Below are 7,824 nucleotides of genomic sequence, written 5' to 3'. Positions count from 1 at the left end.
GGCCGGGTGCGGGCGGGCGCCCGGGCGCAGCCGAGCGGGGTGATCGCGACGGAGCCCCCGGCCGGGCCGGCGAGCGGCCGGACGGGCGCGGCGACGCGCGCGGTGCGGACGAGCGCGGCGGGCCGGGCGCGCGCGGCAACGAGCGCGGGGACCGCGGCGACCGGGACGGTCGTGGTGACCGGGATGGCCGCGCCGACCGAGACGGCCGCGGTGGGCGCGAGGGCCCCGGTCGGGCGGAGCGTGGCGGTCGCGGCGGCGAGGTGCGGGGCGCGGCGAGCCGCCTCGACACGACGCGGCGCACCGAGTTCCGGCAGTCCATCACGCGCTCCGGCGTCGAGCGGGTCCGCAACGTGAACTTCGCGATCAGCGTCGGCACCGCGATCCCGCGCTCGGTGCGGCTCCACCGGCTTCCGCCGTCGATCCTCAGCATCGTGCCGGCCTACGAGGGCTACGACTACATCCTGGTCGAGGACGACATCCTGATCATCGATCCCGACACCTACGAGATCGTGGACGTGATCCCGGCCTGAACGGGCGGACGGCGCATTCCGGCGACCGGGTCGCCGGCTCGTCGGGATGCGCCCCGGACCTCAGACCGAGCCAGGCTGGCCCGAACCGGTCAGGTCGGTGAAGCCCCTCGCTTGCGGCGCCGCGGCGGAGAACGCCCTAGCGCGGCCCGTCGAGGAGCTTCGAGACGACCCGCGCAGTGTAATCCACCATCGGCACGATGCGGGCGTAGTTCAGCCGCGTCGGACCGATGACGCCGACCACGCCGACGATCTTCTGCGTCCCGTCGCGGAAGGGCGCGGCGATCAGCGACGAGCCGGAGAGCGAGAACAGCTTGTTCTCCGAGCCGATGAAGATCCGCACCCCGTCGCCGCCCTCGGCACGCGAGAGCAGATCGATCACGTCCTTCTGCGTTTCGAGGTCGTTGAAGAGCAGCCGGATCCGCTCGAGATCCTCGACCGCGCGCAGGTCGTCCAGGAGATTGGCCTGACCCCGCACGATGAGCTGGCGCGCCTCGGAGGGCCCGACCGGGGTGGCGAGCCCGGCATCGACCAGCCGCTCGGTGATGGCGTCGAGCTCCCGCTTCATCGCCTGCCGCTCGGTCTCGATCTCCTGGCGCAGCATCCCGAGCGTCCGGCCCTGGAGGCGCGCGTTCAGGTAGTTCGAGGCTTCCTGCAGCGCGCTCGCCGGCAGGCCCGGCGGCAGATCGAGCAGCCGGTTCTCCACCGAGCCGTCGTTCGAGACGAGAACCACGAGGGCGCGGCTCGGATCGAGGCGCACGAACTCGATGTGCTTGAGATGCACGTTCGACTTCGTGGTGAGCACCACGCCCGCCCCGCGCGACATGCCCGACAGCAGCGTCGAGGCCTCGGCGAGCGCGGAGTCGAAGGTGTGCCGCGAGGCGGCGGCCCGCATCTGCGCCTCGATGCGCTGCTGCTCCTCGTGCCCGACATCACCGAGCTCCAGCATCGCGTCGACGAAGAAGCGCAGGCCCTGCTCCGTCGGCAGGCGGCCGGCCGAGGTATGCGGCGCGAAGATCAGGCCGGAATGCTCGAGGTCCGACATCACGTTGCGGATCGAGGCCGGCGACAGCGCCATCGGCAGGATCCGCGCGAGGTTGCGCGAGCCCATCGGTTCGCCCGTGGTGAGATAGCTCTCCACGATCTGGCGGAAGATCTCGCGGGCGCGCTCGTTCAGGGCGCCGAGCGGCGGGATGGGGGAAGTCTCGGGAAAACTGCTGTGTTCTGTCACGGGTACGATCCTGGCCGGACGATTGTGTCCGCAGCGCGCCGGTCGATCAATCGCCACGGTCGATCGGCGATAGGTTGTGTCCTGCGGGACGCGCCTGCGCGGTGGCGCGGGTTGCCGCAGGAGCTTCCGGGCCGTATGAGCCCGGCCTCCATTCGGACGTGAGGAGCGGGCATGCGGCCCTCGAAGCGCGCAGCCAACGAGCTGCGCAAGGTTACGCTGGAGCGCGCCGTTGCGCGCTACGCCGAAGGCTCCTGCCTCGTCACCTTCGGCGAGACGAAGGTGCTGTGCACGGCCTCGCTGGAGGACCGCGGGCCGCCGTGGCTGCGCGGTTCGGGGAAGGGCTGGGTCACGGCCGAGTATTCCATGCTGCCGCGCGCCACCCATACCCGCACGCGCCGCGAGCTGTCCTCCGGCAAGCCTTCGGGCCGGACCCAGGAGATCCAGCGCCTGATCGGCCGGTCGCTGCGCGCCGTCACCAACCTGCCGGCGATGGGCGAGCGCCAGATCACCGTGGATTGCGACGTCCTGCAGGCCGATGGCGGCACCCGCACGGCCGCGATCACCGGCGCCTGGGTGGCCCTGCACGATTGCTTCACGTGGATGCGGGGCCGCTCGATCATCTCGGTCGACCCGTTGCGGGAGCACGTGGCGGCGGTCTCCTGCGGCATCTCCAAGGGGACCGCAGTGCTCGATCTCGACTACGCCGAGGATTCCGCGGCCGAGACCGACGCCAACTTCGTGATCACCGGTTCTGGCGGCCTCGTCGAGGTGCAGGGCACCGCCGAGGGCGCGCCTTTCACCGAGGCTCAACTCCTCGACATGCTCGGGCTCGCCAAGGCGGGCGTGGCCGATCTCGTCGCCCTCCAGAAGCAGGCCATCGCGTGAGCCGGATCCTCTCGGGCCGGGTCGTGATCGCGACCCACAACGCCGGCAAACTCGTGGAGATGCGCGAGCTGCTCGCGCCCTTCGGCGTCGAGGCGGTCTCGGCGGGCGAACTCGGCCTGCCCGAGCCGGAGGAGACCGGAACGATGTTCGCGGAGAATGCCGCGATCAAGGCGCACGCCGCCGCCGCGGCCTCCGGCCTGCCCGCCTTCGCCGACGATTCGGGCCTCTGCATCGATGCCCTCGACGGAGCGCCCGGCATCTTCTCGGCACGCTGGGCCGGCGCGTCAAAGGATTTCACCGGGGCGATGGATCGGATCTTCGCCGAGCTCGACCGGCGCGGCGCCACCGACCGGCGGGCGCATTTCGTCTCGGCCCTCGTGCTTGCCTGGCCGGACGGCCACAGCGAGCTGTTCGAAGGCCGGGTCTTCGGCGACCTCGTCGCCCCGCGCGGCGCCGCCGGGTTCGGCTACGACCCGATGTTCCGGCCGGACGGCCTCGACCGCACCTTCGGGGAGATCTCGTCGGCGGAGAAGCACGGGGTGAATTGGGAGAGCGGCGACGCACTCTCGCATCGGGCCCGGGCCTTCGTGGCGCTGGCGGCCGCCTGCCTGCGCCGCCCGGGATGAGGGGAGGGGGCGTTGCCGCCGGGCCGGCGCGCCCTCACATCGGGACCATGCCGCCGATTTATCATCCCACCCGCGACGCGGGGTTCGGGGTCTACCTGCACTGGCCGTTCTGCGCGGCCAAATGCCCGTATTGCGACTTCAACAGCCATGTCCGCCACGCGCCCGTCGACGAGGTGCGCTTTCTCGCGGCCTTCCGCGCCGAGATCGCGCACGTCGCGGCCCTGACGCCGGGGCGCGTGGTCACCAGCGTGTTCCTCGGCGGCGGCACGCCCTCGCTGATGCGGCCGGAGACTGTGGCGGGACTGATCGAGGCGGTCGATGCCGCCTGGGGCATCGCCGCGGGCGCGGAGATCACCCTCGAGGCCAACCCGACGAGCGTCGAGGCGGGGCGCTTCCGCGGCTACCGCGCCGCCGGGGTCGGCCGCGTCTCCCTCGGGATCCAGGCCCTCGACGACGCGTCGCTGCGGACCCTCGGGCGGCTGCACAGCGCCGCCGAGGCGCTGGCGGCGATCCGGATCGCACAGGAGAGCTTCCCGCGCAGCTCCTTCGACCTGATCTATGCCCGGCCGGGCCAGACCCCCGAGGCGTGGCGGGCGGAGCTCGGCCGCGCCCTCGATCTCGCGGCCGAGCATCTCTCGCTCTACCAACTGACCATCGAGCCCGGCACGCCCTTCTTCGGCCTGGCGCAGGCCGGCAAGCTCGTGCCGCCTGACGACGAATCCGCCCGCATCCTCTACGACGTGACGCAGGAGGTCTGCGGCGCGGCGGGGCTGCCGGCCTACGAGATCTCGAACCACGCCCGCCCCGGCGCCGCCTCGCGCCACAACCTGCTCTACTGGCGCTACGGCGAATATGCGGGGATCGGACCCGGCGCGCACGGACGCCTCGTGACGGCGGCCGGCCGCATCGGCACCGTGACCCTGCGCGCCCCCGAAGCCTGGCTCGATCGCGTCGAGGCCGTCGGCCACGGCATCGCCGAAACCGAGGCGCTGTCCCCCTCCGATCAGGGCGACGAATTTCTGATGATGGGCCTCCGGCTCACCGAGGGCATCGATCCGGCCCGCTACGCCGCGCTGAAGGGCCGCCCGCTCGATCCCGACCGGCTCGACGCCCTCGTGCAGGACGGGCTCGTCGCGCGCCTCGGATCCGGCCGCATCGCCACCACCGTCCGCGGGGCGCCCGTCCTCAACGCGGTGGTGGCCGAACTCGGGCGCTGATCAGGCGCCGGGGCTCACGTCCCGGGCTTGGGAAGCGCGCGCGGCGCTGGGCTCACCGTCGTCACCGCGTTGTTGCGGATCTCGTAGACCGCGAGCGAGCGGTCGCTCATTCCGTCCGGCCGCAGCCGGAAGGTCCCGTCGATCCCGGCGAAGCCGGAGGGGGTGGTGAGCGTCGGCTCGGCGAAGCGCTGGGAGCCGTATTGCCGCGTCAGCGCCGCCGCGAGCGAGACGGCGTCGTAGGCGAGCGAGGCGACCCGCGGCGGGCTCGCGCCGAAGCGGGCCTGGTAGCGGCCCGAGAACGCTGCGAATCCCGCGGCATCCGGCGCGGCGAAGCGGCCACCCTGGAGGGCGGGCAGGGCGAACAGGCGCGGCTCGTTCCAGACCGCCGTGCCGATCGGCCGGACCCGGGCCGGGTTGAACCCGGCCTTCATCAGTGCCGCCGAGACGGCGGGCAGCCCGGACGCGGTCTCGGGCAAGAACAGCGCATCGGCCTGGGCAGCCCCGGTGATCAGCCCGGCGAGGCGCTCGACCGCGGGACCGGGCTGGCCGGCCGCGTAGCGCTCGATCGCGGCGAGGCGCGCGCCCCTGCGTGCCACAGCCTCGCGGAACTCGGCCTCGACGGCGTTGCCGTAGGGGCTCTCCGGGATCAGCGCCGCGAAGGAGCGCTTCCCCGAGGCCACCGCTTCGTCGACGATGCGATCGACCTCGGTCTGCGGCAGGAAGCTCAGCAGGTAGACGCCGCGCGCGGCCACCGTGGCATCCGTCGAGAAGGCGACGACCGGCTTGCCGGCATTGCGCGCCGGGAGGGCGGCGGCCTGGACGCTGCCGGCGAAGACCGGACCGAGCACGATGTCGGCGCCCTCGGCGAGCGCCGCCTGGGTCGCCTCGCGGGCACCGTCCGGCGCGCTGCGGTCGTCCTTCACCAGGATCTGGAGATCGGGCTGCTGGAACTCCTCGTAGGCGAGTTCGGCGGCGTTGCGCATGGCGGCGCCGATCGCGGCGCCCTGGCCGCTCAACGGCAGCACGAGGGCCACCTTGACGGAGCCCGCGCCGATGCGGCCCGGCCCGGCGGGGAGGGGGGGCGCGGGTGGCCCGGGCGCCTCCGCCTGCGCGGGGGGCGCCTCGACGGGAACCTGACGGACCTGCCGTCCGCCGTCGGGGCCGCCGATGCAGGCGCCGAGCGCGAGGGCGAGACCGGCCAGCGCGGTGAGAATGCCCACAGGAGGCTTCGAGCGCGCCATCGCAGGTCTCCTCGCGGTTCGGGACAGGCCACGCCTAAAGTCTACGCGAGAAAAGTAAACGCACCCGCGGGAAAGGTGAAAGATTCCCTCGCGGTCCGTGGCATTGTCGCCGCGATGAGCCAGCGTCCCGATCCCACCAGACCCCCTGCCGACCGTCCCGAGCCCTCGAGACGCCAGGGACCCGCCACCTTCACCGCCTTCGGGCTCGCCAGCGAGGCGGAGGCGCTGGATCCGGGCCTGCACATCGTGGCCACGCCGATCGGCAACCTGCGCGACATCACGATCCGGGCTCTGGCGACCCTCGCGGCGGCCGACGCGATTCTCGCCGAGGATACCCGCGTCACCCGGACCCTGCTGATGCATTACGGGATCACCACGCCGCTCCTCGCCTATCACGAGCACTCGACCGACGCGGTCCGCGAGCGCATGCTGCGCCGCCTGCAGGAGGGACAGGCGCTGGCCCTGGTCTCGGATGCGGGGACGCCCCTCGTCTCGGATCCCGGCTTCAAGCTGGTCCAGGCCGCGATCGAGGCCGCGATTCCGGTCACGCCGATCCCCGGCCCCTCGGCGGTGATGACCGCGCTGGTCGCCGCAGGCCTGCCCACCGACCGCTTCTTCTTCGAGGGCTTCCTGCCGCAGAAGCCGGGCGCCCGGCGCAACCGCCTCGGCGACCTCGTCCGGGTTCCCGGCACCCTGGTCCTGTTCGAATCGCCGCATCGCCTCGTCGAGATGCTGGCCGATGCCGCGGAGGTGCTGGGTCCCGAGCGACCCGCCGCGGTGACGCGCGAACTGACGAAGCTCTACGAGACCGTCCGGCGCGGCACCCTCGGCACGCTGAGCGCGGAATTCGCGGCTGCCGGCGCTCCCAGAGGGGAGATCGTGGTGCTGATCGGCACGGGTCCCGAAGCGGTGCCGGATGCCGCCTCTGAGGCCGACCTCGACGCCGCCCTGCGGGTCGCGCTCGCCCGCCACTCGATCAAGGACGCGGCGAGCCTCGTCGCGGCCGAGACCGGGCAGAAGCGTCGCCTCGTCTATGCCCGTGCCCTCGCGCTCAGCCGCGCGGAGGACGCTCCCAGGGAGGGGGACCGCGATGACGCCTGAGGCGGCGCAGCGCCGGGCTAGCGACCGGCGCGGCCGCCGAGCCGAATGGATCGCGCTGCTGGCGCTGATGCTGAAGGGGTACCGCCCGCTCGCAATGCGGGTCGGCCTCGCGGGCGGCGAGATCGACCTGATCGTGCGCCGCGGTCGCACGCTCGCCTTCGTCGAGGTCAAGGCGCGCGACCGGCTCTCCGACGCCCGCGTGTCGATCACCCCGGACAAGCGGCGGCGCTTCTCGCGCGCGGTTCGGGCCTGGCTCGCCCGCTACCCCGCGGATCCGCGCCTGACGCTGCGCGCCGATGCGGTCTTCCTCGGGCGCCGGGGATGGCCCGAGCACCTGCCCGATGCCTTCCCGATCGAGGGGGCGTGAGCGGGCGCGCCCGCGGTCGATCAGCCTCTGGCGGACCGGATCGCGCCGACCAGGGTGCGCTTGAGATCGGCTTGGCTGAAGGGCTTCTGCACCACCGGCCGGTCGCGGAACGGCTCGCGGATGCCGGCGCCGCCGTAGCCCGTCGAGAACACCAGGGGCAGCTCGCGCTTCGCGATCGCCTCGGCCACCGGGTAGATCGGCTCGCCCGCAACGTTCACGTCGAGGATCGCGACGTCGTAGCTCTCGGCCTGGGCCATCTCGAGGGCTGTCGCGAGACGCGCGGCCGGCCCGACGACGTCGCAGCCGAAGTCGAGGAGCATGTCTTCGAGCAGCATCGAGATCGCAGCTTCGTCCTCGACCACGAGGACCCGGACGCCCTGAAGAATGTCCTCGTTCGGTTCCGCAGTCACGCCGAGCTATCTTTCCTTCGATCCGCTCCGCACCGGAGCTGAGCCTTTCGGCACGTCCGGACGTGTGACCTGCCTGTGCAGATCATCTCCAGGACGTCGTTCCGGCACGCCGATGGGGCCTGCGGCACGGGTCGAGCCGTCGCCCGGAACGTCGAACGTGTCAAGCGTCGCGATCCGTCGACGGGCGCGCAGCCGAGCGGCAATGTTACGCAGTTATAC

9 protein-coding genes are annotated in these 7,824 nt (G+C 72.5%); 6 read left to right on the top strand and 3 right to left on the bottom strand.

The features are described from left to right. A partial coding sequence (locus ACS5RC_RS21455; RefSeq protein ID WP_478345937.1) for a DUF1236 domain-containing protein occupies positions 1–530 on the top strand: 530 nt, incomplete at its 5' end. Positions 531–666: 136 nt separating this feature from the next. Here ACS5RC_RS21455 and hrcA read toward each other — a convergent pair. Further along, the gene (gene hrcA / locus ACS5RC_RS21450; RefSeq protein WP_478345936.1) at positions 667–1,758 is read right to left on the bottom strand and encodes a heat-inducible transcriptional repressor HrcA; all 1,092 of its coding nucleotides are present in this window, start codon (positions 1,756–1,758) and stop codon (positions 667–669) included. Between the two features lie 171 nt (positions 1,759–1,929). On the opposite strand from hrcA, the gene rph reads away from it, so the two are divergent. Genes rph through hemW form a run of 3 tightly spaced genes read left to right on the top strand, consistent with a single transcriptional unit; the run spans position 1,930 to position 4,486 of the window. Continuing rightward, positions 1,930–2,643, top strand: a complete 714-nt coding sequence (gene rph, locus ACS5RC_RS21445; RefSeq protein ID WP_478345935.1) for a ribonuclease PH — start codon at positions 1,930–1,932, stop codon at positions 2,641–2,643. After that, positions 2,640–3,269 carry an RdgB/HAM1 family non-canonical purine NTP pyrophosphatase gene (gene rdgB / locus ACS5RC_RS21440; protein ID WP_478345934.1) on the top strand — a complete coding sequence of 210 codons (630 nt, stop codon included), beginning with the start codon at positions 2,640–2,642 and terminating at the stop codon, positions 3,267–3,269. The genes rph and rdgB overlap by 4 nt, the downstream gene beginning before the upstream one ends. A 47-nt stretch (positions 3,270–3,316) precedes the next feature. Continuing rightward, on the top strand, positions 3,317–4,486 hold the full coding sequence (gene hemW, locus ACS5RC_RS21435) for a radical SAM family heme chaperone HemW (protein WP_478345933.1): 1,170 nt from the start codon (positions 3,317–3,319) through the stop codon (positions 4,484–4,486). A 14-nt stretch (positions 4,487–4,500) separates the two neighbouring features. On the opposite strand, the gene ACS5RC_RS21430 is transcribed toward hemW, so the two are convergent. Next, entirely contained in the window at positions 4,501–5,727 is a 1,227-nt protein-coding gene (locus ACS5RC_RS21430; protein WP_478345932.1) for a penicillin-binding protein activator, read from the bottom strand. A gap of 114 nt (positions 5,728–5,841) precedes the next feature. Between ACS5RC_RS21430 and rsmI the strand changes: the two genes are divergently transcribed. Then, positions 5,842–6,828 carry a 16S rRNA (cytidine(1402)-2'-O)-methyltransferase gene (gene rsmI / locus ACS5RC_RS21425; protein ID WP_478345931.1) on the top strand — a complete coding sequence of 329 codons (987 nt, stop codon included), beginning with the start codon at positions 5,842–5,844 and terminating at the stop codon, positions 6,826–6,828. Beyond that, the gene (locus tag ACS5RC_RS21420; RefSeq protein WP_478345930.1) at positions 6,818–7,195 is read left to right on the top strand and encodes a YraN family protein; all 378 of its coding nucleotides are present in this window, start codon (positions 6,818–6,820) and stop codon (positions 7,193–7,195) included. The genes rsmI and ACS5RC_RS21420 overlap by 11 nt, the downstream gene beginning before the upstream one ends. A gap of 20 nt (positions 7,196–7,215) precedes the next feature. On the opposite strand, the gene ACS5RC_RS21415 is transcribed toward ACS5RC_RS21420, so the two are convergent. Further along, positions 7,216–7,605 carry a response regulator gene (locus ACS5RC_RS21415; RefSeq protein WP_478345929.1) on the bottom strand — a complete coding sequence of 130 codons (390 nt, stop codon included), beginning with the start codon at positions 7,603–7,605 and terminating at the stop codon, positions 7,216–7,218. Positions 7,606–7,824 lie beyond the last annotated feature (219 nt).

The organism is Methylobacterium sp. HJ2 (assembly GCF_056431005.1).
This window is presented reverse-complemented; position numbering and strand designations above follow the sequence as displayed.